General features: G+C 74.0%; 20 protein-coding genes. 11 read left to right on the top strand and 9 right to left on the bottom strand.

All coding sequences use genetic code 11. The features are described 5' to 3' along the window. Positions 1-248 precede the first annotated feature (248 nt). The gene (locus ACFXPX_RS11670; RefSeq protein ID WP_375882940.1) at positions 249-656 is read left to right on the top strand and encodes a YciI family protein; all 408 of its coding nucleotides are present in this window, start codon (positions 249-251) and stop codon (positions 654-656) included. Between the two features lie 20 nt (positions 657-676). Then, positions 677-1,822, top strand: a complete 1,146-nt coding sequence (locus tag ACFXPX_RS11665) for an RNA polymerase sigma factor (protein WP_380531548.1) — start codon at positions 677-679, stop codon at positions 1,820-1,822. A gap of 9 nt (positions 1,823-1,831) precedes the next feature. Here ACFXPX_RS11665 and ACFXPX_RS11660 read toward each other — a convergent pair whose 3' ends face one another. The 5 genes from ACFXPX_RS11660 to ACFXPX_RS11640 all read right to left on the bottom strand — a co-directional run bounded on the left by ACFXPX_RS11660 (position 1,832) and on the right by ACFXPX_RS11640 (position 7,314). After that, a complete protein-coding gene (locus tag ACFXPX_RS11660) occupies positions 1,832-3,142 on the bottom strand; it encodes a DUF58 domain-containing protein (RefSeq protein ID WP_380531530.1) in 1,311 nt (436 codons plus the stop codon). 62 nt (positions 3,143-3,204) lie between these two features. Continuing rightward, a complete protein-coding gene (locus ACFXPX_RS11655) occupies positions 3,205-4,185 on the bottom strand; it encodes an AAA family ATPase (protein WP_380407819.1) in 981 nt (326 codons plus the stop codon). 26 nt (positions 4,186-4,211) lie between these two features. Beyond that, positions 4,212-5,450: a DUF4350 domain-containing protein gene (locus tag ACFXPX_RS11650; RefSeq protein WP_380640804.1), complete on the bottom strand. Its 1,239-nt coding sequence runs from the start codon at positions 5,448-5,450 to the stop codon at positions 4,212-4,214. Beyond that, the gene (locus tag ACFXPX_RS11645; protein WP_380640802.1) at positions 5,447-6,154 is read right to left on the bottom strand and encodes a DUF4129 domain-containing protein; all 708 of its coding nucleotides are present in this window, start codon (positions 6,152-6,154) and stop codon (positions 5,447-5,449) included. Before ACFXPX_RS11645 ends, ACFXPX_RS11650 begins: the two co-directional genes overlap by 4 nt. A 5-nt stretch (positions 6,155-6,159) precedes the next feature. Beyond that, positions 6,160-7,314 carry a hypothetical protein gene (locus ACFXPX_RS11640; protein WP_380640801.1) on the bottom strand — a complete coding sequence of 385 codons (1,155 nt, stop codon included), beginning with the start codon at positions 7,312-7,314 and terminating at the stop codon, positions 6,160-6,162. Between the two features lie 287 nt (positions 7,315-7,601). Between ACFXPX_RS11640 and mtrA the strand changes: the two genes are divergently transcribed. The 3 genes from mtrA (at position 7,602) to ACFXPX_RS11625 (ending at position 12,322) form a co-directional block, all read left to right on the top strand. Next, a complete protein-coding gene (gene mtrA / locus ACFXPX_RS11635) occupies positions 7,602-8,279 on the top strand; it encodes an MtrAB system response regulator MtrA (RefSeq protein WP_030283937.1) in 678 nt (225 codons plus the stop codon). 124 nt (positions 8,280-8,403) lie between these two features. Further along, positions 8,404-10,386, top strand: coding sequence for an MtrAB system histidine kinase MtrB (gene mtrB / locus ACFXPX_RS11630; RefSeq protein WP_375882951.1), 1,983 nt, complete (start codon positions 8,404-8,406; stop codon positions 10,384-10,386). Between the two features lie 58 nt (positions 10,387-10,444). Further along, a complete protein-coding gene (locus tag ACFXPX_RS11625; RefSeq protein ID WP_380640799.1) occupies positions 10,445-12,322 on the top strand; it encodes an LpqB family beta-propeller domain-containing protein in 1,878 nt (625 codons plus the stop codon). Positions 12,323-12,328: 6 nt separating this feature from the next. Here ACFXPX_RS11625 and ACFXPX_RS11620 read toward each other — a convergent pair whose 3' ends face one another. Beyond that, positions 12,329-13,060 carry a ComF family protein gene (locus ACFXPX_RS11620; protein ID WP_380640797.1) on the bottom strand — a complete coding sequence of 244 codons (732 nt, stop codon included), beginning with the start codon at positions 13,058-13,060 and terminating at the stop codon, positions 12,329-12,331. A gap of 379 nt (positions 13,061-13,439) precedes the next feature. Here ACFXPX_RS11620 and hpf point away from each other — a divergent pair, with 379 nt between their 5' ends. Together hpf and ACFXPX_RS11610 are read left to right on the top strand one after the other, a co-directional pair. Next, positions 13,440-14,135, top strand: a complete 696-nt coding sequence (gene hpf / locus ACFXPX_RS11615; protein ID WP_360244504.1) for a ribosome hibernation-promoting factor, HPF/YfiA family — start codon at positions 13,440-13,442, stop codon at positions 14,133-14,135. A gap of 240 nt (positions 14,136-14,375) precedes the next feature. After that, complete coding sequence (locus ACFXPX_RS11610; RefSeq protein ID WP_375882957.1) at positions 14,376-15,134, top strand: response regulator; 759 nt, start codon at positions 14,376-14,378, stop codon at positions 15,132-15,134. 18 nt (positions 15,135-15,152) lie between these two features. On the opposite strand, the gene ACFXPX_RS11605 is transcribed toward ACFXPX_RS11610, so the two are convergent. Together ACFXPX_RS11605 and ACFXPX_RS11600 are read right to left on the bottom strand one after the other, a co-directional pair. Continuing rightward, on the bottom strand, positions 15,153-16,358 hold the full coding sequence (locus tag ACFXPX_RS11605) for a winged helix-turn-helix domain-containing protein (protein WP_380640795.1): 1,206 nt from the start codon (positions 16,356-16,358) through the stop codon (positions 15,153-15,155). A 78-nt stretch (positions 16,359-16,436) separates the two neighbouring features. Then, positions 16,437-17,018 carry a GNAT family N-acetyltransferase gene (locus ACFXPX_RS11600; protein WP_380640793.1) on the bottom strand — a complete coding sequence of 194 codons (582 nt, stop codon included), beginning with the start codon at positions 17,016-17,018 and terminating at the stop codon, positions 16,437-16,439. A 242-nt stretch (positions 17,019-17,260) separates the two neighbouring features. Between ACFXPX_RS11600 and secA the strand changes: the two genes are divergently transcribed. Then, positions 17,261-20,023 carry a preprotein translocase subunit SecA gene (gene secA, locus ACFXPX_RS11595; protein ID WP_380589527.1) on the top strand — a complete coding sequence of 921 codons (2,763 nt, stop codon included), beginning with the start codon at positions 17,261-17,263 and terminating at the stop codon, positions 20,021-20,023. A gap of 104 nt (positions 20,024-20,127) precedes the next feature. Here the strand turns inward: secA and ACFXPX_RS11590 are convergent, their stop codons facing one another. After that, positions 20,128-20,673: an Rv3235 family protein gene (locus tag ACFXPX_RS11590; protein ID WP_380640792.1), complete on the bottom strand. Its 546-nt coding sequence runs from the start codon at positions 20,671-20,673 to the stop codon at positions 20,128-20,130. Positions 20,674-21,022: 349 nt separating this feature from the next. Between ACFXPX_RS11590 and ACFXPX_RS11585 the strand changes: the two genes are divergently transcribed. The 3 genes from ACFXPX_RS11585 to ACFXPX_RS11575 all read left to right on the top strand — a co-directional run bounded on the left by ACFXPX_RS11585 (position 21,023) and on the right by ACFXPX_RS11575 (position 23,501). Then, on the top strand, positions 21,023-22,138 hold the full coding sequence (locus tag ACFXPX_RS11585; RefSeq protein ID WP_380589521.1) for a patatin-like phospholipase family protein: 1,116 nt from the start codon (positions 21,023-21,025) through the stop codon (positions 22,136-22,138). A gap of 101 nt (positions 22,139-22,239) precedes the next feature. Then, positions 22,240-22,749: a DUF6912 family protein gene (locus ACFXPX_RS11580; RefSeq protein ID WP_375882972.1), complete on the top strand. Its 510-nt coding sequence runs from the start codon at positions 22,240-22,242 to the stop codon at positions 22,747-22,749. A gap of 95 nt (positions 22,750-22,844) precedes the next feature. Next, positions 22,845-23,501 carry an HAD family hydrolase gene (locus tag ACFXPX_RS11575; RefSeq protein WP_375882973.1) on the top strand — a complete coding sequence of 219 codons (657 nt, stop codon included), beginning with the start codon at positions 22,845-22,847 and terminating at the stop codon, positions 23,499-23,501. The last annotated feature ends 155 nt before the right edge of the window (positions 23,502-23,656 follow it).

Raw genomic sequence — 23,656 nt, 5'->3', positions numbered from 1 at the left:
GATGGTACTGCAGGGGGGACCCTGTGGGAGAGTAGGACGCCGCCGAACAATCATTCAGAGAAGGCCCACCCGGGTGACCGGGTGGGCCTTTTCGCGTTCTCAGGGCTTCCGGAGGACGACAGAAAGACAGGACGACAGGACCACGGGCGAAAAAATCTTGGCCGGTCGTGTCGAGAACCCGTGGCCGGCTCCGTCCCAGGGGTGAGCGCGGCCACAATGGGTCGCACGAGCTCCGAAGGAGAAGCACGATGGCCAAGTACCTGCTGCTCAAGCACTACCGAGGCGCCCCGACTCCGGTCAACTGCGCGCCGATGGACCAGTGGACGCCGGAGGAGGTCACGGCGCACATCACGTACATGCAGGACTTCGCGGCTCGGCTGGAGCAGACCGGCGAGTTCGTCGACGCCCAGGCGCTCGCGCCCGAGGGGTCGTGGGTGCGGTACGACGGCGAGGGGCGGCCGCCGGTGACGGACGGTCCGTTCGCGGAGACCAAGGACCTCATCGCCGGCTGGATGGTGATCGACGTGGACAGCCACGAGCGCGCCCTGGAGCTGGCCGGTGAGCTGTCGGCGGCCCCGGGGGCCGGTGGGAAGCCGATCCACGAGTGGCTGGAGCTGCGTCCGTTCCTGGCGATGCCGCCGACCGTCACGGAGTGACCTCTCCCGTGACCTTCCCGATGAACGAGGCCCTGATCCGGGGCCTCACCCCGGGTGTGCTGGGTGTCCTCGTCCGCCGCGGAGCCGACTTCGCGGCGGCCGAGGACGCCGTGCAGGAGGCGCTGGTCGAGGCGGTCCGCGTCTGGGCGGGCGATCCGCCGCGGGATCCGAAGGGCTGGTTGGTCACCGTCGCCTGGCGGAAGTTCCTCGACGCGACCAGGGCGGACACCGCCCGCCGCCGCCGGGAGGACCTGGTCGACCAGGAGCCGGAGCCCGGTCCGGCGGCCTCGGTGGACGACACCCTGCAGCTCTACTTCCTGTGCGCCCACCCGTCGTTGACGCCGTCCTCCGCGGTCGCGCTCACCCTGCGCGCACTCGGTGGGCTGACCACCCGGCAGATCGCCCAGGCCTATCTGGTGCCCGAGGCGACCATGGCGCAGCGGATCAGCCGGGCCAAGCGCACCGTCTCGGCGGTCCGCCTCGATCGGCCGGGCGACGTCGCGACCGTGCTGCGGGTGCTCTACCTGGTGTTCAACGAGGGCTACTCCGGGGACGTCGACCTCGCTGCCGAGGCGATCCGGCTGACTCGGCAGCTGGCGGCGGCGATCGACCACCCCGAGGTGGCGGGGCTGCTGGCGCTGATGCTGCTGCACCACGCCCGGCGGGCCGGCCGGACCGGTCCCGACGGAAGCCTGGTGCCGCTCGCGGAGCAGGACCGGCGGCTCTGGGACACCGGCGCGATCGCGGAGGGCGTCGGCATCCTGCAGACGGCCCTGGCCCGGGACCGGCTGGGGGAGTTCCAGGCCCAGGCGGCCATCGCGGCGCTGCACGCCGACGCGCCCACCGCCGGGGAGACCGACTGGGTGCAGATCGTCGAGTGGTACGACGAGTTGGTGCGGCTGACGGACAGTCCGGTGGTGCGGCTGAACCGTGCGGTGGCGGTCGGTGAGGCCGACGGGCCGCGGGCCGGCCTGGCGGCGCTCGGTGGACTGGACGAGGCGCTGCCCCGGTACGCGGCCGCCGCGGCGTACCTCCACGAGCGTGCCGGGGAGCCGGTGGTGGCGGCCCGGCTGTACGCCGAGGCGGCCCGCCGGGCGTCCAACCTCGCGGAGCGCGACCACCTCACGCGCCAGGCGGCCCGGCTCAACGCCGGCCGCCGCACCTGATCCGGTGCCTCAGAGCCGCCCGGCCGCCTTGAGCGCCAGGTAGGTGTCCGCCAGCGCCGGGGCGATCTGGGCCGGTGGGGCGTCGAGGACGGTGACCCCGCTGCGGGTGAGGCGGTCGGCGGTGTTCCGGCGGTCGGCACGGGTCTGTTCGGCGGCGGCGGCGCCGTAGACGGCCTCCACGGTGCCGCGGCCGGCGGCCAGCACGTCCAGGTGCGGGTCGGCGACGGAGGCGAGGACGACCTCGTGGCGCTTGGTGAGCAGCGGCAGCAGTGGGCGCAGGCCGTCCTCTACGGAGGCCGCGTCCAGGCCGGTGAGCAGGACGACGAGCGAGCGGTGCGGCGCCATCGTGAGCGCGGTGGAGACCAGCGCGCGCATGTCGGTCTCGTGCAGCGCGGGTTCCAGCAGGGCCATCGCGTTGGTGAAGGAGGGCAGGATCTCGCTGGGGGAGCTGCCGATGACCGAGGCGCGCTTGCGGGCGTCGTGGGCGAGCAGGTCGACCCGGTCGCCGGCGCGGGTGGCGAGGGCGGTGAGCAGCAGGGCGGCGTCGAGGGCGGCGTCCAGGCGGGGGGCGTCGCCGACGCGGCCGGCCGAGGTGCGGCCGGTGTCGAGGACGATCAGGATGTGGCGGTCGCGTTCGGGGCGCCAGGTGCGGACGGCGACGGTGTTGCGGCGGGCGCTGGCGCGCCAGTCGATGGAGCGGACGTCGTCGCCGGGCAGGTACTCCCGCAGCGAGTCGAACTCGGTGCCCTGGCCCCGGGTCAGCACCGAGGTCCGGCCGTCGAGTTCGCGCAGCCGGGCGAGCCGGGAGGGCAGGTGCTTGCGGCTGTTGAACGGGGGGAGGGCGCGGACCGTCCAGGGGACGTGGTGGGAGCCCTGGCGCCCGGCCAGGCCGAGCGGGCCGAGCGAGCGGACCGTCACGCGGTGGGCGTGGTGGTCGCCGCGGCGGCCCGGGGTGAGCACGGTGACGGCGCGGCGCCGTTCGCCGCCGGGGACGGCGAGGGTGTGCCGGGAGGCGGTCTCGGAGGTGCCGGGGCGCCAGGCGGAGGGGGCCCAGGCGTCGCGGACCAGGGCCCGCAGCGGCCGTCCGGAGGTGTTGCTGACGGTCAGTTCGACCGAGGCGGTGTCGCCGAGCCGGACGGTGGTGTCGCCGCCCCGGGCGATCCGCAGGCTGCGGACGGGGGCGGCGAGCACCAGGTCGACCAGGACGGCGAGCAGGACGGCGCCGGTGACGGCTCCGATCCCGGTCCAGGAGGGCAGCAGGAGGCCCACGAAGAGCGCGCCGAGCGCGGCGATCAGGGCGGTTCGCCCGGTGAGGGCCATGCGGGTGCGCTCCTTCGGAAGCCCGGTGAGTTCGAGGACCCGGTACGCCTACCGGTGGTGGATCAGCGGGGGGCGGGCGTCTGGGCGAGGACGGCCTGGATGACGGAGTCGGCGGTGACGCCCTCCATCTCGGCCTCGGCGCGCAGCGCGACGCGGTGCCGCAGGGTGGGCAGGGCGAGCGCCTTGACGTCGTCCGGGGTGACGTAGTCCCGCCCGGCCAGCCAGGCCCAGGCGCGCGAGGCGGCGAGCAGCGCGGTGGCACCGCGCGGGGAGACGCCGATCGACAGCGACGGGGACTGCCGGGTGGCCCGGCAGAGGTCGACGATGTACGCCAGGATCTCGGGCGAGACGGTGAGCTTCGCGATCTGCTCGCGAGCGGCGGCCAGGTGCTCGGGCCCGGCGACCGGGCGGACGCCGGCGGCGGCGAGGTCCTTGGGGTCGAAGCCGGAGGCGTGCCGGGACAGGACCTGGAACTCCTGGTCGCGGTCGGGCAGCGGGAGGATCAGCTTGAGCAGGAAGCGGTCCAGCTGGGCCTCGGGCAGCGGGTAGGTGCCCTCGTACTCGACCGGGTTCTGGGTCGCGGCGACCAGGAACGGGACGGGCAGCGCGCGCGGTTCGCCGTCGACGGTGACCTGCCGCTCCTCCATGGCCTCCAGCAGGGCGGCCTGGGTCTTGGGCGGGGTGCGGTTGATCTCGTCGGCGAGCAGCAGGTTGGTGAAGACCGGGCCGGGCTGGAAGGAGAACTCGGCGGTGCGGGCGTCGTAGACGAGCGAGCCGGTGACGTCGCCGGGCATCAGGTCGGGGGTGAACTGGATGCGCTTGGTCCCCAGGCTGAGCGCCGTGGACAGGGTGCGCACCAGCAGGGTCTTGGCGACGCCGGGGACGCCCTCCAGCAGCACGTGGCCGCCGCAGAGGAGGGCCACCACCAGGCCGGTGACGGCGGCGTCCTGGCCGACGACGGCCTTGCCGATCTCGGCGCGCAGGGCGGTCAGGGCCGCGCGCGGGTCGGTGACGGGGGTGGCGGGCGCCGTGCCGGGGGTGATGCGGAGCTGGGCGGTTGCCTGTTCGGTCACGGGTTCCGTACCTGCCTTTCGAGGGCGTCGAGGTCGTCGGCGAGCCGCAGCAGTGCGGCGTCGTCGGTCGGGGGCGGGCCGTACAGCAGGGCCCGGACGTCCCCGGCGGGTCGCGTGGGGAGGCGGTCGGCGACGGCCGCGCAGAGCGCCTCCGGCTCCGGTCCGCCGGCCTGGAGCGGGAGGCCCAGGGCGGGGGCGAGGCGGTGGGCGGTGGCGCGGCGCAGCGCCTCGGCGGCGCGGCCGTGCGCCTTGGCCCGCCGGTAGAGGCGGGCGCGGCCCTCGGTGGTCTCGGCGGCGCGGACCACCACGGGCAGGTTCTCGCTGACCACCGGGCCGAGTCGGCGGGCCCGCCAGAGGGCGGCGAGCACGGCGGCGACGGCCAGTTGGTAGAAGGCCCAGTGCCAGCCCTTCGGGATGTAGTCGCCGAAGCTCTTGCGCGGGGTGCCCTCGGCGACCGGCGCGGAGTAGTCGGGCAGGTGCCAGGTGAGGCGGGGCTGTGAGCCGAGCAGGCCGAGGGCGAGCGAGGCGTTGCCGTCGTCGGCGAGCCGGCGGTTCTGCAGGAACTCGCCGCTGCCGAGGACGATGACGTTGCCGCCGCCGTCGTCGGGGGTGCTGACCAGCGGGTAGCCGTGGTGGTACAGGTAGCAGCCGTCGCCGCGGCTGCCGCTGGTGTAGAGCGTGCCGCCCATCGCGGCGGCGCCGGCCCGTACGGCTTCGGGGAGGGCGCAGCCCGGGTGGGTGCTGCGGACGGACGTGAACGGGACGCCGCCGACCTCGTCGGAGGTGCGGATGCCGGGGGCGAGCGTGCTGAGGGCGGCCGGGCCGGGGTTGATCAGGACCAGCCGCCGGTGCCGGGCGGCGGCGACGGCGCGCAGCTCGGCCGGGCTCAGCAGGTCGGGTTCGGGCAGCACCAGGGTGTCGGCGCCGTCGGCGGGGGCCGTGGGGTCGGTGCGCAGTTCGGTCCGGACGCCCTGGCCCTGGAGCAGGGCGACCACGGCGTGGGTGCCGTCGGCGTCGTAGGAGCGGGGGTCGAGCGGCGGGTAGCGGTGGCCGGTGTTGAGGACGGCGAGGCCGACGGCGGCGACCAGCAGGACGGCGAGGGCGACCAGGTACCAGCGGGCGCGGCGGGCCAGGCCGCGCCCGGTGGGGGCGAGGCTGGTCGGTGCGGCGTCGGCGGCGGGTCGTTCGGCGGCGGGTCGTTCGGGGGTGGGGGGAGCCGGGGCGGTGCTGGTCATGCCGCTCCTCCCGGGGTCGGGGTCGGGGCCGGCGCCGGGGCGGTGGCCGCGGCGTGGGCGAGCACCGGGCGGCTGCGCTCCAGGGCCCGGTCGAGGTCCAGCAGCAGTTGGTAGGCGGCCTGGTCGGCGGTGCGCTCGCCGTAGGCGATGTCGTCGAAGGTGCGGGCGGCGGCGGTCAGTGCGGCGGCCTGGTCGGGCAGGGCCCGGCCGGCTTCGGCGGCGGCCTCGTCGGCGGTGCGGCCGGGGCGGGTGTCGAGCAGGGTGCGCTCCTCCAGGGCCCGGACCAGCGCGCGCATCTGCTCGCGGACGGCTTCGGTCCAGCGGCCGGCGGCGGCGTGCCCGGCGGCGTCGGCGCGGTACTGCGCGGCGGTGCGCGGGCCGGCGGCGCCGTACACGCCGTAGTCGGTGCGGACGGCGCGCTTGGGCGCGCCGAGGCGCCACCAGAGGGCGGCGGCGATCACCGCGGCGACGACCAGGAAGAGCACCAGTCCGGTGGTGCCGTCGGTGCCCCCGCCGGAGATGCTGCCCATGGCGCGGTCGATGTGGTCCCAGATCCAGTCGATGACCCGTTCCAGGACGCTCGGGTCGTTCTTGTGGTACTCGGCCTTGAGCAGCTCGTCGCGGGCGGCGTCGCGGGCCGGGTCCCGTGGAACGGTGACCGGGGCGCCGCCGGCGGCGAGGAGCCTGTCCCCCCAGATAGGCATCCGGTTCAGTGCCTCGCGGTGGTCTGGTCGGCGTGGCCGCTCCAGCCGGTGCCGCCCTGTTCGGGCAGTCCGGCGGCGCGGGCGAGCTCGATGTCCAGGGCCTCGCGGCGGATCCGCTGGTCGATGTAGACCAGCACGCCGACGGCGGCCAGGAACGGGGTGGTCAGGGCGGAGGCGATGATCCCGGCGAGCGCGGTCAGCACCATCATGCCGACGGACTCGTGGGCGGTGTCGCCGAGCCGGTCCATGGAGCCGAGGCCGAGGACCAGGCCGAGGAAGCGGAACGGGATGGCGAGTGTCACTCCGACGATCCCGGCCAGCACCCGGCTCAGCAGGACGATGCCGAGGATCCGCCACCAGGAGCCGCGGGCCAGCCGGCGGGAGCGCGAGAGCGCGGTCACCACGCCCTGCTTCTCCAGCATCAGCGCGGGGGCGGCCATGCTGTAGCGGATCAGCAGCCAGAGGCCGACCGGGACGGTCAGCACGCCGACCAGGAACAGCAGGGCCGCGGTGCCGGGCGTGTCCGAGCCGCCCGCGGTGTAGCCGATCAGCGGGGTGAAGCCGAGCAGCACCACGCCGACGCTCATCAGGGTGGTGAGCACGGTGAGCCCGAGCAGTTGCAGCAGCCGGGGGCGGGCGTCGCGCCAGGCGTCGCCGGCGGTCACCGGTCGGCCGAGGACGGCGCGGCTGACCACGATGGTGAGCAGGGCGACGGCCAGCGCGTCGAGCAGCAGCGACAGCGGCATGGTGGCGAGCAGGGTGAGCAGCTGGGTGGAGGCGCCGGTACGGCCTTTGACCAGCAGCTTGGCGACGAAGGCGCCGGCCTGGTCGACGACGGCGATGCCGAGCGAGAGGGTGAGCGCGGTGCGCCAGTTCCGGCGGACGGTGGTGACGGCGCCGTCGAGCAGTTCGCCGATGCTGAGCGGGCGCAGCGGGATGACGCCGGGCCGGGGGCTGCGCGCGCTCTCCCAGCCGTACGGGCCCTGGCCGGGGGGCTGGGTGCCGCGGTTCGGCTGTCCGTACTGGGCGCCCCAGGCGGGTGCGGCCTGAGGGGGTGCCGACGGTCCGGGCACGGCGGCGGGCGCGTCGGCCGGGGGCCGGGTGCCGTCGCGGGGTGGCTCGGACGAGCTGGGCGAGGCCCAGCCCGGAGTGTCGGTCATCACTGCTCCTCGGAGGGGCGTCCTGGGCGCGGCTCCGGGCGGATCTTTCGCCCGCGCGCAGCGCCCATCGTGCCATGGGGCCCGGAGACGCCCCAGGGGTATCCGGTTGCTGATCGACAACGAGGGCCGCCGGGGGGTCGGACGGCGGGTTCCGGTCAGTTCGGAGGCGCTCCGAGGAGGGCTATTCGCCCGGTATGGCCGGAATTCGACGGCGGTGGAGTTGGCCGTTGTGGAGCAATGGCACTGCTGTGCGGCAGGTCACAATCCGGTAATGAGAAGATGGACCCATGAAGGGACGCGTCCTCGTCGTTGATGACGACTCCGCACTGGCCGAGATGCTCGGCATCGTGTTGCGTGGTGAGGGTTTTGAGCCGTTTTTCGTCGCGGATGGGGACAAGGCGCTAGCCGCGTTCCGGGAGAGCAAGCCCGATCTGGTCCTGCTCGACCTGATGCTGCCCGGCCGGGACGGCATCGACGTGTGCCGGCAGATCCGGGCCGAGTCCGGCGTCCCGATCGTCATGCTGACCGCGAAGACCGACACGGTCGACGTCGTGGTGGGCCTGGAGTCCGGCGCCGACGACTACGTCACCAAGCCGTTCAAGCCCAAGGAACTGGTGGCCCGGGTGCGCGCGCGGCTGCGCCGTGCCGAGGAGCCGACGCCCGAGCAGCTGACCATCGGCGACCTGGTGATCGACGTGGCCGGCCACTCGGTGAAGCGGGACGGGCGCAGCATCCCGCTGACCCCGCTGGAGTTCGACCTGCTGGTCGCGCTGGCCCGCAAGCCCTGGCAGGTGTTCACCCGCGAGGTGCTGCTGGAGCAGGTGTGGGGCTACCGCCACGCGGCGGACACCCGCCTGGTCAACGTCCACGTGCAGCGCCTCCGTTCCAAGATCGAGAAGGACCCGGAGCGCCCCGAGATCGTGGTGACCGTCCGCGGCGTCGGCTACAAGGCCGGACCCAGCTGACGTGACGGACCGGGCTGACGACACCCCGTCGGGTTCCGCGACCGACGGGGCGGGGGCCGTGCGCGGGGACGTGCTGAGTTCGACCACCCGCCGCCGTCGCGGCCCGTCCGGAGTGTTCGGTCTGATGAAGCGTCAGCTCAGGCGCCCGGCACGCCGGGTCACCACGCTGTACCGCCGGTCGATCCAGTTGCGCGTGGTCGCGGTGTCCCTGCTGGCCTCCATCGCGGTGGTCCTGGTGCTGGGCGTGGTCGTGGTGGCGCAGGTGCGCACCGGCCTGCTCGACACCAAGATCGACGCGGCCCGGGCGCAGGCCCGGATCGGCTTCCAGGTCGAGCAGAAGAAGATCGACGAGGCCCGGGACCAGGCGCTGCGCGGCGCCGTCGACCCGAGCACCGCGGAGACCGGCACCTGGCTGCTGCGCCAGGTCAACGACCTCGCCGCGAGCGGGCAGACGGTCTACTCGGTGATCGCGATGGCCCCCGGCACCGGGACGGTCGTGCCGGACAGCGCCGGCTTCGCGCCGCGCTACTCGGGCGACATCCAGCCCAGCAGCATCCCGGACAGCCTGCGCGCGAAGCTCTTCGAAGAGCCCGGCCAGATGTTCGACCAGCCGACCCGGATCCACCGCTCGCCCGAGGGCGGCGGCAAGAGCGAGCCCGGACTGGCCCTCGGCATGCAGTTCGTCGGCCCGGCCGACACCAGCTACCAGCTGTTCTACGTGTTCTCCTTCGGCCAGGAGACCGACACCCTCAACCTGATCACCGGCACCCTGGCGACCGCCGGCGTGTTCGTGGTGATCCTGATGGGCGGCATCGCCTGGGTCGTGGTGCGCCAGGTGGTCACCCCGGTCCGGATGGCCGCGGGCATCTCCGAGCGGCTCGCCGACGGACACCTGGAAGAGCGGATGAAGGTGACCGGGACGGACGACATCGCCCGCCTCGGGGAGTCGTTCAACCGGATGGCCAACGCCCTCCAGGCGCAGATCCGCCAGCTGGAGGAGCTCTCCCGGGTGCAGCGGCGCTTCGTCTCGGACGTCTCGCACGAGCTGCGCACCCCGCTGACCACGGTCCGGATGGCCGCCGACCTGATCTACGACAGCCGCGAGGACCTGGACCCGATGGCGGCCCGCTCGGCGGAGCTGCTCCAGGGCCAGCTGGACCGCTTCGAGTCGCTGCTCGCCGACCTGCTGGAGATCAGCCGCTTCGACGCCGGCGCCGCGATCCTGGACGCCGAGCCGGTCGACCTGCGGGAGATCGTCGGCCGGGTGGTCGAGGCCGCCGAACCGCTGGCCGAGGCCAAGGGCAGCGCCGTGGTGATCCGCGGTGACGGCGAGCCGGTGCTCGCCGAGGTGGACTCCCGCCGGATCGAGCGCATCCTGCGCAACCTGGTGGTCAACGCGCTGGAGCACGGCGAGGGCCGCGACGTGGTCGTGCGCCTCGGCTCGGCCGACGGCGCCGTCGCGGTCGGCGTGCGCGACTACGGCATCGGACTCAAGCCGGGCGAGGCCTCCCGGGTGTTCCACCGCTTCTGGCGGGCGGACCCGTCCCGGGTGCGCACCACCGGCGGCACCGGGCTGGGCCTGTCCATCGCGGTCGAGGACGCCCACCTGCACGGCGGCTGGCTCCAGGCCTGGGGCGAGCCCGGTGGCGGCTCGCACTTCCGGCTGACCCTGCCGCGCACCCGCGGCGGCGAGATCAACCGGGCGCCGTTCCGGCTGGAGCCGGAGGACTCCCGCAACAACCGGGGCCTGGGCGCGTACGGCACGCCGTACCGGCGGGCGATCGCCCCGGCGGGCGCCACGGCGATGACCGCCGCCGAGGAGCAGGCCGAGGCGCCGGAGGGGCCCGGCAACGGGCTGGGCAGCGGCCTCGGCGGAGTGCTGAACATCGGCCCCGGACTGGGCCGGAGCCGGCTGCCCGAGGGGCCGCGCGCGGACCCCTCGGACGTGCGGACGGCGGGGGCCGGTTACGGCGTCATCGGCGCCCAGGTCATGGTGGACCCGACGCCCGGACGGCCGTCGGTGGCGCAGCGTACGGCGGAGCCGGACGTGACGGGTGGGACGGACCTGGAGGGGTCGCAGCGTGCGAAGGACGAGCAACACGACTAGGGGCCTGCCCCGGCGTCGGTCCGCGGACGGGCGTCGGTCCGTGGGCGGGCGTCGGTCCGTGGGCGGGAGTGCGAGGACCGGCCCCGCGCCGCTGCTCGTGGCGGTGGCCGGCGCGGTGCTCGTCACCCTGGTGGCGAGCGGCTGCGCGGCCATGCCGGACTCCGGCGGCATCACCAAGGTGGAGCTGTCCCAGGGCTCGGCCGACAAGAACCTGCAGGCCAGGGTCTTCCCGGTGGCGCCCGGCAAGGGCGCCAAGCCGCGCGAGCTGCTGACCGGGTTCCTGGACGCGGTGACCGCCGACGAGGGGTACGAGACCGCGCGTAAGTACCTCACCGAGCGCGCCGCGGCGAGCTGGAACCCGGATGCGGGCATCCAGGTGCTCTCCGCCACGAAGATCCCGCTGGACCAGGTCGCCGACGCCGACACCAAGTACTCGTCGACGGTCTCCGGGCAGCTGGTGGCCAAGGTCGACGACAAGCACTCCTACCTGCTGGTGGCGGGGCAGAACAACAACGTCTTCGACTTCACCTTCGTGCGCGAGCACGACGGCGACTGGCGGATCGATTCGCTGCCGCCCGGCGTGATCATGAACGAGACCAACTTCCGGAACAGCTTCCGGCAGGTCGAGCGCTTCTTCTACAGCACCCCCGACCCGTCCGTGCCGGCCCCCGCCAACGGCGGCCAGGAGGTGCTGATAGCCGACCCGATCTACCTGCGCCGCCGGATCGACCCGCTGACCTCGGCCGCCAAGGCGCTGGTCTCCGGGCCGTCGACCTGGCTCTCGCCGGTGGTCCGGACGGCCTTCCCGACCGGCACCACGGTCGACAAGGTGAGCATCGACGACAGCCGGATCGCCCACGTGCAGGTCGGCGGGGCCGACCTGGCCGACCCGCTGGCCTGCCGGCGGATGGCGGCCCAGCTCTTCTACACCTTCGCCGACCAGGGCAAGGGCCAGGTCGAACGGCTGGAACTGCGCGGTCAGCGGGGCTCCTGCACGGCCAGTCGCACCGACGACCCGGCCGTCGGCCCCGGCGCGCTGGCCGGGCGACTGCCCGTGCAGCAGTACTACCAGCGCGCCGACAACGGCGCCCTGATGGCGGCCGACGACGGGCACACCGGCGACCCGGTGTCCGGGGTGCTCGGCAAGCCGCACGCGAGCGGAGCGCCCGTCCTGGGCGCCGTCGCGGTCAGCCGGGACGGCGCCCAGGCCGCCGCGCTCTCGGACGACGGCCACCAGCTCTACGCGGTGCCGCTGCAGGCCGGCACGGCGACGATGCCCGAACCGGTGCTCAGCTCCCCGGCGAAGGCCGGCGCCAAGGACGACGGCCTCGCCTCGCCCAGCTGGGACGGCCGCGGCGACCTCTGGGTGGTGGACCGCAACCCGCAGAACCCGCGGGTGGTCATGGTGCGCGGCGGCAAGACGTACACCGCGCCGGTGGACGGGCTGACCGGGCAGACGGTGCAGGCGTTGAAGCTCTCCTCGGACGGCGCCCGGATCGCCCTGGTGGTCAAGTCCCCCGGGGTGAACGGGAGTTCACTGATGTTCGGGCGGGTGGAGCACGGCGGCACGCCGCAGGCGCCGACCGTGCGGATCACCGGCGTCCGCCCGGCTGCCCCCTCGCTCGTCGACGTCGCCTCGGTGTCCTGGTCGGAGACCGACCAGTTGCTGGTGCTCGGCAAGGAGCAGGACCGCCCCCAGCAGCTGTACTACATCAGCACCGACGGCTCGCAGAGCACGGACGGTCAGCTGCAGACCGGCAACGGCCTGCCGTCCTCCCCGCAGTCGATCTCGACGGCGGAGTCCCGCGGCTACATCCTGGCCCAGCCCTCGCCGGTGCTCGCGGTGGCCGCGGGCACCGTCTACCGGCTGGTCAACAACCAGTGGCGGGAAGCCCAGTTGGTGGACAAGGCCCGCTCGTACTTCTACCCGGGCTGACCGGTTCTAGGTGTACTGACCCGGCGGGTGCACCGCGGTGGCCGCGACGGTGGCGGCGGCGCGGGCCGGCAGTCCGGCGTCGGCCAGGGCCCTGGCGGCCTCGGCCAGGCTCGCCCCGGTGGTCACCAGGTCGTCCACCAGCACCGGCTGACGGCCGGCCAGGCCCCGACGGGCGCGCGGCAGGGCGGTGAGCGCGCCGTGCAGGTTGCGCCGCCGCTCGGCGGCGTTCAGCCCGGCCTGGTCGGCGACCGGACGGGCGTGCCGCAGCAGCGGTGCGGCCCGGGCGTCCAGGCCGGCCCGGCGCAGCGAGCGGGCGGCGGCCCCGGCCAGCCGCAGCGTCGGGTCGTGCCCCCGGGCGCGCACGGCGGCGCGGGCCGAGGGCATCGGGACCAGCAGCAGCGGCGCGGCCCCGGCGCGCGCCCCCAGGGCGGAGCGCACCGCCCGTCCGAGCGCCTCGCCGAGCGGCCCGGCCAGGCGCAGCGCGCCGCGTTCCTTGTGGGCGAGCAGCAGTTGCCGTACCGGGTCGGCGTACGGCGCGGCCGCGTGCGCCCAGGGCAGCAGGGTGGGGCCGGGCCGGGTGGCGGTCAGCGCGTGCCGGCAGGCCGGGCAGAGCTGGGTGCGCTCGGCGCCGCAGCCCGCGCAGTCGGCGGGGAGCAGGACGTCCAGCAGCCCGGCCAGTGCGTGGCCGAACGGTGTCCGTGCGGACGGCGGACGGGCGGGCGAGGGGGTCGGCGGCACGGCTGCTCCTGGCGGCTTCGGCACGGAGAGTCAGCAAAGGATCCGCCGTATGGGGGGCGTTGTCCAGGTATTTACCCATACTTCACTCGCAGGAGGGTAGACAGGGTGCAACGGTTTGACCGCCCACTCCCAGCACCGCCCGAAGTATCGGGTCATACCCCCCTTCCCGCCCGGGGAGGCGAAAACCCCGCGTGAGGTGTTCGATAAGGCTCCAGGGGGTTTCAACCGTCCCTGATGGGGAGGAAGTGAGATGAGGGCCAGTCGTTTCCGCCGCTGGCGGCGGAGCGGGGGGCCGGCAGTGGATGGGCTGGTCCAGCTGGAGCTCAGTCCGGTCCGGTAGCACCCGGATCGGCGTCAGCACGAGGGATCGGAGTTCTGCGTGGACATCGTCGTCAAGGGCCGCAAGACCGAGGTGCCCAAGAGGTTCCGCGAGCACGTGGCCGAGAAGCTGGAGAAGGTCCAGAAGTTCGACGGCAAGGTGATCAGCCTCGACGTCGAGGTGTCCAAGGAGCACAACCCGCGGCAGGCCGACCGGTCCGACCGTGTGGAGATCACTCTCCGTACCCGGGGCCCGGTGATCCGGGCCGAAGCCGCCGCCGGCGACCCGTACGCGGCGCTCGACCTGGCTTCGGCGAAGCTCGACGCGCAGCTGCGCAAGTCCGCGGACCGGCGCCGGGTGCACAAGGGCGGCGCGAACGGCCGCACCCCCATCAGCGTCGCCGAGGCGACCGCGGCCCTGGCCGCGCTGCCCGAGACCACGGCGCACGAGGGCGAGACCAACGGGGCCGTCCGCAAGACCATGATGGGATCCCTGGAAGTGGAGGGCGAAGGCCCGCTGGTGGTCCGGGAGAAGACCCACTCGGCCGCCCCCATGGCGCTGGACCAGGCGCTCTACGAGATGGAGCTGGTCGGCCACGACTTCTACCTGTTCGTGGAGAAGGACAGCGGCCTGCCGAGCGTCGTCTACCGCCGGCACGGCTACCACTACGGCGTCATCCACGTGCAGCCGGACATGGCGGCCGGCGTGGCCAGCGGCGCCGGCGGTGCGATCGGTCGGTCCGTCGACGAGGACTGACCGTCCCGGCAGCTGAACACGGAGTGGTGACCCCGGCGGCAGCGACCGCCGGGGTCACCGGCGTTCCGGGGCGTTCCACGCGTTCCGGGCACCGGCCGGTGGGACGGGCTCGAACGGGGCTCGGGTCCGTTGTGTCCAGGGGTCACCCGATGCGGGGCAATCGGCGCCGGAGGGTGACCGCGGCGGTGGCGGGGCGTGGAATGATTGGGCGCACGTCGACCCGCGAAGGGGGAGGAGCGGATGGGGGATCACTTCGGGCTGGGGCCCGCTGGGGGACCGGTCACCGGATTGCCGCCGGGGCCGGAGGAGGAACCCGCGTACGCGCCGCGCCGGGGTGAGCCGATCCGCGTCCTGGTGGTGGACGACCACGCGTTGTTCCGCCGCGGGCTGGAGATCGTGCTGGCGGAGGAGCCGGACATCAAGGTCGTCGGCGAGGCCGGGGACGGTGCCGAAGCCGTGCTCAAGGCCGCCGACCTGCTGCCCGACATCATCCTGATGGACGTCCGGATGCCGCGCCGCAGCGGGATCGAGGCCTGCACGGCGATCAAGGACGTGGCGCCCAGCACCAAGATCATCATGCTGACCATAAGCGACGAGGAGGCCGACCTCTACGAGGCGATCAAGGCGGGGGCCACCGGCTACCTGCTCAAGGAGATCTCCACCGACGAGGTCGCCACCGCGATCCGGGCGGTCGCCGACGGGCAGTCGCAGATCAGCCCGTCGATGGCCTCCAAGCTGCTCACCGAGTTCAAGTCGATGATCCAGCGGCGCTCCGACGACCGGGACCTCGTCCCGGCGCCCCGGCTCACCGACCGGGAGCTGGAGGTGCTCAAGCTGGTGGCGACCGGGATGAACAACCGGGAGATCGCCAAGGAGCTCTTCATCAGCGAGAACACGGTGAAGAACCACGTCCGCAACATCCTGGAGAAGCTCCAACTGCATTCCAGGATGGAGGCCGTGGTGTACGCGATGCGGGAGAAGATCCTCGAAATAGGGTGACCGGCGCCCGCCGCCTGGCTACCGGGCGAGCAGCTTCTCCAGGGCCGGGCGCAGCCGTTCGTCGTGCAGCGCCTCGACCCGCACCCCGTCGCAGCCGACCCAGGCGGCCGCCTCGCGCAGGGCGGTGGCGAGCGCCTCGACCTGGCGGGCGCCGCCCCGGTCGTCCGTCAGCGAGACCTGCCGGGCGACCAGCGTGCGGCCCTCCCGGGCCGGGTCGACCCGGCCGACCAGCCGGCCGCCGGTGAGCAGCGGCATCGCGAAGTAGCCGTGCACCCGCTTGTGCTTGGGGGTGTAGGCCTCCAGCCGGTGGGTCATGCCGAAGATCCGCTCGGTGCGGGCGCGGTCCCAGATCAGCGAGTCGAACGGCGAGAGCAGCGTGGTGCGGTGGCGCCCGCGCGGTGCGGTGGCCAGCGCGGCCGGGTCGGCCCAGGCGGCGGCCCGGCCGCCGTCCGGTCCCCAGCCCGCCACCTCGACCGGGACCAGCCCGGTGTCCGCGAGCACCCGGTCCAAGTCCTCGGCGCGCAGCCGGTGGTAGTCCTGGAGGTCGGCCCGGGTGGCCACGCCGAGCGCGGACCCGGCCTGGGCCACCAGGGTGCGCAGGCACTCCTCGTCGGACCGGTCCTGGCCGAACAGGGCGTCGGGGACGGCCTGTTCGGCCAGCGCGTAGACCCGCTTCCAGCTCCGGCGGTCGGTGCAGACCACGTCGCCGAAGGCGAGCGCCCGCTCCACCGCGATCTTGGTGTCGGACCAGTCCCACCACTCGGCCGTCCGCTTGGCCCCGCCCAGCTCGGTGGCGGTCAACGGCCCCTCGGCGCGCAGCTTGTCGAGCACCGCCCGGTACGTCCCGGGCGCGACCTGGTGGCTCCAGAGGCTGCCGCGCTCGCGGTAGCGGCGGCGCCGGAAGGCGAACAGCGGCCACTCCTCGACCGGCAGGACGCAGGCCGCGTGCGACCAGTACTCGAAGGTGGTGCCCGCGCCCCAGTAGGCCGCCTCGACCGCCGGGCGGCCGACCGCGCCCAGCCGGGCGTAGGGCACCAGCTCGTGCGAGCGGGCCAGCACCGAGATGGTGTCCAGCTGGACGGCGCCCAGGTGCCGCAGCACCCCGCGCGCGCCGGCCCGGCGGTCGGGCGCGCCCAGCAGGCCCTGGGCGCGCAGGGCGATCCGGCGGGCGTCGTCGGCGCCCAGGACGGTGACGGGCGCGGGCCCGGCGGCGGCAGCGGTCATGCCGGGGAGCGTAGCCGGGGGCACCGACAGCGGGCCGGGCGCCGGGTCGGGCGCCGGTCCCGTGGCCCGATCCTGCGGTCAGTCCTGGTCGGGCCCGGTCCGTCGGTCCAGGTCGGCGGGGAGCAGCGAGGCGACCCAGGCGTCCCGGAAGACGCCGCGCTGGTCGGCGTACGAGCGCAGGGTGCCCTCGTAGCGGTAGCCGACCCGCTCGGCGACCGCGCGCGAGCCGTCGTTGCCGACGTAGGCGAGCCACTGGAGGCGGCGCAGCCCGAGGTCGGTCAGCGCCCAGCGGGCGACCGCGCGGGCCGCCTCGACGGTGTAGCCGCGACCGCGCTGCTCCTGCACCGTCCACCAGCCGACCGAGGCGGCGGCCGGGTCGTCCGCCTTGCGGGTGACCGCCTGGGCGCCGACCAGCCGGCCCGTCCCGCGCTCGACCACGCACCAGATGAACTCGGAGTCCTTGGCCACGCCCTCGGATGCCAGTGTGTGGACGAAGAACTCGGCGTCCTTGCGGCGGTAGGGCACCGGGACGACCGTCCAGCGCTGGATCTCGGCGTCCTGGCAGGCCGCGAAGATCGCGTCGATGTCGGACTCCTGCGGGGCCCGCAGGACCAGGCGGTCGGTGGTGAGGGTGACGAGTTCGCTCCGGGGCTGTTCCATGGGCGGATTATTTCTCCGCAGGAGGAATGCGGGCATCCGAATTCCGGGCCAACTCCCCGGCCCGTCGACCCTTTTGTCCCGGTGGACGGTGCTATCGGTCCATGTGCACGGGCGGGTGACACGGGAATACCGTGCTGACGCACCTCCCGGCGCATTGGACTCCTCGCATACGATGGCCCGTGCGGTGGGGTGGACCCCCCGTGCAGTCGTCCAGTGCCAATACAGGCAAGGAGCCCGCTCAAGTGTCCGTCTTCGACAAGATCCTGCGCGCCGGCGAAGGCAAGATCCTTCGCAAGCTGCAGCGGATTGCTGCCCAGGTCAACTCCATCGAAGAGGACTTCGTCAACCTCACCGACGCCGAGCTGCGCGCGCTGACCGACGAGTACAAGCAGCGGATCGTCGACGGCGAGACGCTGGACGACATCCTCCCCGAGGCGTTCGCCACCGTCCGCGAGGCGGCCAAGCGCGTCCTCGGCCAGCGGCACTACGACGTCCAGATCATGGGCGGCGCGGCGCTGCACCTCGGCTACGTCGCCGAGATGCGCACCGGTGAGGGCAAGACCCTCGTCGGCACCCTGCCCACGTACCTGAACGCGCTGACGGGCAAGGGCGTTCACCTGATCACCGTCAACGACTACCTCGCCGAGCGCGACTCGGAGTGGATGGGCCGGGTGCACCGCTTCCTCGGTCTCGAGGTCGGCGTGATCCTGGCGAACATGACGCCCGCCGAGCGCAAGCGCCAGTACGCGATGGACATCACGTACGGCACGAACAACGAGTTCGGCTTCGACTACCTGCGCGACAACATGGCCTGGTCGAAGGACGAACTCGTCCAGCGCGGCCACAACTTCGCGGTGGTCGACGAGGTCGACTCGATCCTCATCGACGAGGCCCGCACCCCGCTGATCATCTCCGGCCCGGCGGACCAGGCGACCAAGTGGTACGCCGACTTCGCCAAGCTGGTGCTGCGCCTCAAGATCGACCGCGACTACGAGGTCGACGAGAAGAAGCGCACCGTCGGCGTCCTGGAGGAGGGCGTCACCCGGGTCGAGGACTACCTGGGCATCGACAACCTCTACGAGTCGGTGAACACCCCTCTGGTCGGCTTCCTGAACAACGCCATCAAGGCCAAGGAGCTGTACAAGAAGGACAAGGACTACGTCGTCATGAACGGCGAAGTCATGATCGTCGACGAGCACACCGGCCGCATCCTGGCCGGGCGCCGCTACAACGAGGGCATGCACCAGGCGATCGAGGCCAAGGAGGGGGTGGAGGTCCAGAACGAGAACCAGACCCTGGCCACCATCACCCTGCAGAACTTCTTCCGCCTGTACGACAAGCTCTCCGGCATGACCGGTACCGGCACCACCGAGGCCGCCGAGTTCCACCAGATCTACAAGCTCGGCGTGGTGCCGATCCCGACCAACAAGACGCCGCTGCGCATCGACCAGCCCGACCTGATCTACAAGTCGGAGCCGGCCAAGTTCGCCGCCGTGGTCGAGGACATCGCCGAGAAGCACGAGAAGGGCCAGCCGGTGCTGGTCGGCACCGTGTCGGTCGAGAAGTCCGAGTACCTGTCGCAGGAGCTGCGCAAGCGCGGCATCCCGCACGAGGTGCTGAACGCCAAGCACCACGAGCGCGAGGCGCAGATCGTCGCCCAGGCCGGCCGCAAGGGCGCCGTCACCGTCGCCACCAACATGGCCGGCCGTGGCACCGACATCATGCTCGGCGGCAACCCGGACCACCTGGCGGCGGCCGAGCTGGCCCAGCGCGGGCTCTCCGCGGGCGACAACCCGGAGGAGTACGAGGCCGAGTTCCCGGCCGCGCTGGAGAAGGCCAAGGCCTCGGTCAAGGCCGAGCAGGAGGAGGTCAAGGAGGCCGGCGGCCTCTACGTCCTCGGCACCGAGCGGCACGAGTCCCGCCGGATCGACAACCAGCTGCGCGGCCGCTCCGGCCGTCAGGGCGACCCGGGCGAGTCCCGCTTCTACCTGTCGCTGGGCGACGACCTGATGCGCCTGTTCAAGGCCGGCATGGTCGAGCGCGTGCTCTCGATGGCCAACGTGCCCGAGGACGTGCCGATCGAGTCCAAGATGGTCACCCGCGCGATCGCCTCCGCGCAGACCCAGGTCGAGCAGCAGAACTTCGAGATCCGCAAGAACGTCCTCAAGTACGACGAGGTGCTCAACCGCCAGCGCGAGGTCATCTACGGCGAGCGCCGCCGCGTCCTGGAGGGCGAGGACCTCCAGGAGCAGGTCGGCCACTTCATGGACGACACCGTCGAGGCCTACGTCAAGGCGGCCACCGGCGAGGGCTTCGAGGACGACTGGGACCTCGACAAGCTCTGGACCGCGTTCAAGCAGCTCTACCCGATCACCCTGGACCTCGCGGAGCTGGAGGAGGAGGTCGGCGGTCCGGCCGGCCTGACCCCGGACTTCCTGATCAAGGTCGTCCAGGAGGACGTCCAGGCGCAGTACGGCGCCCGCGAGGACCAGCTCGGCGAGGAGATCCTGCGCGAGCTGGAGCGCCGCGTCGTGCTGTCGGTGCTGGACCGCCGCTGGCGCGAGCACCTCTACGAGATGGACTACCTCCAGGAGGGCATCGGCCTGCGGGCCATGGCGCAGCGCGACCCGCTGGTCGAGTACCAGCGCGAGGGCTTCGACATGTTCACCGCGATGATGGAGGGCATCAAGGAGGAGTCCGTCGCCTACCTGTTCAACCTGGAGGTCCAGGTCGAGCAGCAGGTCGAGGAGGTGCCGGTGGCGGACGCCGAGGTGCTGCTCGACAAGCTGGAGAAGGACGCCGCCCGCCCGGAGATCAAGGCCAAGGGCCTGGAGGCCCCGAAGCCGCAGCGGCTGCACTACACGGCCCCCTCGGACGAGGTCGGCGGCGGTGTCATCGAGGGCGACTTCGAGGACGGCCTGCCGGAGGACGAGGGCGACGGGCTGACCCGCGCCGAGCGCCGCAAGGCCGCCAAGTCCGCCAAGGGCCGCCGCCGCAAGGCCTGAGCCGCCGGCCGCAGGACGCCGCGCAGGGCGCCGCTCCCGTACCGGGGCGGCGCCCTGCGCCGTCCCCTGGGGCATCCCTCGGGGCGTGTTCCGGGCCGTGGTCGTCACCGGGCCTCCACGGCGGTGCACTGCCACTGGCCGGCCGGGCCGCGCTGCTCCAGCCGGAAGGCCACCATGTGGTGCCGCCGGCCGAGGTCGACCCGGACGCAGGCCTCGACGGCGTCCGGGGAGGGCGACCGGTCGTGCACCGGGCCGAGCCGGGGCCGGTCGGCCGGGCCGCCGCGGCGCAGCGCACCGGCCCGGACCAGTGAGGCGAGCTGCCCGTAGCCGTCCAGGCTGGTGTGCCGCATCAGCTGGCCCGAGGGCCGGGCGCCGGTGAGCACCTCGACCAGCTGGTGGGCGAAGCGGGCGGCGAGCGCCCCGGCGTCGTGCCGGGCGGGGCCGGGTGCGGATCCGGGTGCGGATCCGGGGGTGGCGCAGGCGGCGCGCGGGTGGCGGGGGCGGCGCCCGGTCGGGTCGCAGCCGCCGTCGGGTGTACGGGCCCGGTGGTGCGGTCGGGCGGTCGGGTGCTCGGTCGGGCGGACGCGCCGGTGGGCGGTCGGCGCGGCGGTGGGCCGGGCGCTCGGGCAGGTGCGGGGGCTGACGGTCACGGTGGCTCCGAACAAGGGTGGTGCGGGTACGGACGGGTCCAGGCTGGCGGTGGTGATCACCGGGCGGCAACGGGTTTGCGGCCGTCCCTCGGGCCGGTGCGAAGTTCACCTATCCGGGTGAGTCGACCAGTGCGGCGACGGGCCCGGCGGCCGTGTCGGCGGCACCCGGTTGACGTGCGGGGACGGACCGTACGGCCCGAAAGGGGACGCCCGGGTACGGCGGACCGGGTGGTCCCGCGGCGGGCTCCCGTTGCGCCGCCCGCGCGTCCGCGCGCACCATCGGAGCCTGACCCGAACCCGACGACGACGGGCGGCCGGGATGACGACAGCCGGGACGACCACAAGGGCGGTGACGGGGCCGGACACGCCCGCCGACGCCGGGGGCACCCCCCGGCGCGGCCTGGTGCTGGGCGGCGGCGGGATGCTCGGCGCGGCCTGGACGGTCGGCGCGCTCTGCGCCGTCGAGGAGGCCGTCGGGCACCGGCCGGGCGAGGCGGACGTGCTGCTCGGCACCTCGGCCGGCGCCATCCTGGCCGCGATGCTGGCCGGGGGCGTGCGCCCCGAGCAGCTGCGCGACCACCAGCGCGGCCTGCCGATCACCGAGGGCCCGTTGGCCGGGGTGGCCTTCGACTACGACACCGCGGTGGGCGGTGCGCTGCCGCCCCGGCCGCGGGCCGGGATCGGCTCGCCCGGCCTGCTGCGGGACGCCGTCCGGCACCCGCGCGAGTACCCGCTGCTGACCATGGTCTCGGCGGTGGCGCCGCACGGCCGCGGCTCGCTGGCCCCGGTCGGCGAGCTGGTGCGCGGGCTGCTCGGCCCGGGCGGCTGGCCGCTCCCGGTGGGCGCGACGGGAGAGGCGGGAGCGATGGTGGAGGCCGAGGCCGCGGACGCCGTCCCGCCCAGCGCCGCCGCGGCCCCGCTGCGGGTGGCCGCGGTGGACTACCGCAGCGGCCACCGGGTGGTCTTCGGCGACCCGGACGCCCCCGACGTCCCGGTGGCCGGGGCCGTGATGGCCTCCTGTGCGATCCCCGGCTGGTTCGCGCCGGTGCGCCTGGACGGCTCGGCCTACGTCGACGGCGGCTGCTGGTCGGCCACCAACGCCGACCTGCTGCTCGGCCGCGGCCTGGACGAGGTGTACGTGCTCGCCCCGATGGCCCTGCGGCTCGGCCCGCGGTCGGAGCGCTCCGAGGGCGGCACGGTGGCCGCCCTGCGCGAGTGGCGGGCCCGGGACCGCCCGCGCGGGGTGCTGGCCCAGCTGGTCAGCCGCTACCGCCGCGCGGTGACCCGGCAGCTGCTGCGCGAGGCCGCGCTGCTGCGGGCCGAGGGCGTCCGGGTGCGGCTGCTCGCGCCGACCCCGGCCGACCTGGCGGTGATGGGCCCGAACCTGATGGACCCGGCCCGCCGCGGCGCGGTGCTGGAGAGCGGCCTGCGCAGCGCCCGGGAGGCGCTCGGGGCGGCGCGGTAGTCCCGGGCACCGGTGCGAGGGCTCAGGTGATCACGCCCGGCGCGGCTGAGCTTATTCTTGGGGCGCTGGAGTAGCTTCGCGGAAACCGGAGAGTGCCACCGATGCGCGTGTACGTGCCCACCACCCTGACCGGCCTGGCGGCGGCGCACGAGGGCGGTGCCCTGGACCAGTCCGCGGCGTACGCCGTGACGCCCGCGCTGCGCGAGTGGTACGTCAGCGACGACCTGGAGGAGCTGGAGTACGCGGCGCTCAACCGGGCCGCGCAGTCCTCGCTGCGGCTGCTGGCGGCCGACCCGGACTCCCCGCGCCGGCGCGTCGTGGTGGCGCTGGACGTGGCCGACTCGGCGGTGCGGCCGTTCCCCGGTGACGAGTACCAGGACCAGGCCTCGCTCGGCCGGGTGGTGCTGGCCGGCCCGGTGAAGCTGGCGAAGGCCGCCTCGGTGCACGCGGACGTGGCCGACGACGAGGTGGTCGAGGACGTCGCCGCCGCGGTGGCGGCGGTGGCCGCGGCCGACGCGGGCGACCAGGACGCCCAGTTCACCGTGGACGGCGCCGAGGACCACGACCTGCTCTGGTACGCGACCCAGGAGATCCCCGCCCTGCTGGCGTAGGCCCGCCCCGGCGTAGGAGCGCCCGGCGTACGACCGTTGCGGGGGTGACCCCGCTCCTACCGGCGTGTCGGCCGTTCGGGTTACCGTTTGATCCCGTGCGCACTCACATCGTTTGGGACTGGAACGGCACGCTCTTCCACGACATGGACGCCGTCCTCGGCGCGAGCAACGCCGCGTTCGCGACCATCGGCGTCGGGCCGATGACCCTGCAGCAGTACCGCGAGCAGTACGAGATCCCGATCCCCCGGTTCTACGAGCGGCTGCTCGGTCGGATGCCCTCCACGGAGGAGTGGCTGCGACTGGACGACGCCTTCCACGACCGCTACGTCGAGCTCAGCCGGGCCTGCGGCCTGACCGAGGGCGTGCCCGAGCTGCTGGCGGGCTGGCAGGCGGCCGGGCACAGCCAGTCCCTGCTGTCGATGTACGAGCACGAGAAGCTCGTCCCGCTGGTCGACGGCTTCGGCCTGACCGGCAGCTTCCTGCGGGTGGACGGCCGCAGCGGCCCCTCCGGCGGCCAGAAGGCGCAGCAGCTGACCAGGCACCTGGCCGAGCTCGGCGAGCGGGTCGACCCGGCCCGTACGGTGCTGATCGGCGACGCCGCGGACGACGCCCTGGCGGCGCTGCACGCGGGGGCCCGCGCGGTGCTGTACACCGGGGGCTCGCACACCCGGGAGAAGCTGGAGCCGGTCGGCGTCCCGGTGGTGGACAGCCTGGCTGAGGCGGTCGAGCTGGCGGGCCGGCTGACCGGCTGAGCCGGGACGGTCGGGCCGACGGGCCGAGCGGACCCGCCGGGACGGCGGACGTGGCGGGCGCCACGTCCGCCGTTGGCGTGTCTGGACGGGCGGAACCGTCCCGCCCTGGTCAGGCTGGAGTCGAACCCCAGCCGCCAGGACGGAGCCGCCATGCC

This window comes from Kitasatospora sp. NPDC059146 (genome assembly GCF_042786665.1).
Taxonomy (GTDB): Bacteria; Actinomycetota; Actinomycetes; order Streptomycetales; family Streptomycetaceae; genus Kitasatospora.
This window is presented reverse-complemented; position numbering and strand designations above follow the sequence as displayed.